Origin of the sequence: Nguyenibacter vanlangensis (assembly GCF_013376155.1) — a bacterium.
Classification (GTDB): Bacteria; Pseudomonadota; Alphaproteobacteria; order Acetobacterales; family Acetobacteraceae; genus Gluconacetobacter; species Gluconacetobacter vanlangensis.
In genome coordinates this window covers 1-936 of the sequence record NZ_JABXXP010000925.1, presented here as the reverse complement: position 1 = coordinate 936, position 936 = coordinate 1, and the positions used below count along the sequence as shown (strand labels likewise).

General features: G+C 71.2%; 2 protein-coding genes. Both read left to right on the top strand.

Annotated features, from left to right (window positions below; genetic code table 11):
* The coding region (locus HUK84_RS20220; RefSeq protein ID WP_176641796.1) for a 2Fe-2S iron-sulfur cluster-binding protein at positions 1–264 on the top strand (264 nt) is incomplete at its 5' end.
* Positions 265–303: 39 nt separating this feature from the next.
* On the top strand, positions 304–936 hold a 633-nt coding region (locus HUK84_RS20215; protein WP_176641795.1), incomplete at its 3' end, for an amidase family protein.

Sequence of the window (936 nt, the reverse complement as noted above, 5' to 3'; positions counted from 1 at the left end):
GGCCGGGGTTTCGAGGTCCTGGCCGCTCGGGCCGGCCTGCGGGTCACGGTCGGGAGCGACGAACCGATCACCGCCGCGCTGGCGCGGGCGGGCGTCCGGGTTCCGGTCAGTTGCGAACAGGGCATCTGCGGCACCTGCGTCGTCACGATGCTGGAGGGCGAGGCGGACCATCGCGACGCGTACCTCACCGACGACGAACGCACCGACCAGATCGTACTCTGCTGTTCACGCGCCCGTTCACCCCTGCTGGTGGTCGATCTGTGACCGGCGCGATGCTGCCACTCGCGGTATGGGAGATGCCTCATGACTGACGCCGCCCGGCACTGCGCCGAACGGATCCTGACTCGCATCGCGGCCTGCGAGGCCGGTATCCGCGCGTTTTCCGCCCACGACCCGGCCCTGCTGCGGCGCGAGGCGGCGCAGGCGCCGGACGGGCCATTGGCCGGCGTTGCCGTCGGCGCCAAGGACATCATCGGCACCGAGGATTATCCGACCGGCTACGGATCGGCCATCTATGACGGGTTCCACACCAGGGCGGACGCGACCTGCGTGGCGTTGCTGCGCGCGGCCGGGGCGGTGTGCGCCGGCAAAACGGTCACCACCGAGTTCGCTTTCTTCCGGCCCGGCCCCACGGTCAATCCGTTCGACCCGTCGCGCACGCCGGGCGGTTCGTCCAGCGGTTCGGCGGCGGCGGTCGCGACGGGGATGGTCGACATCGGCCTGGCGTCACAGACCGCGGCCTCGCTGACGCGTCCCGCCTCCTATTGCGGCATCGTGGGATTCAAGCCGTCTTACGGGCGTTATGCCCTGGCGGGGGTGAAGGCGTTGGCGCCCTCCTTCGATACGCTGGGCACGCTGACGCGCGACGTCGCGATGGCCGCGCGGGCGGATGCGGTGCTGAAAGGGCCGCTGCCGGGCACGCCAGCCACCATGCCG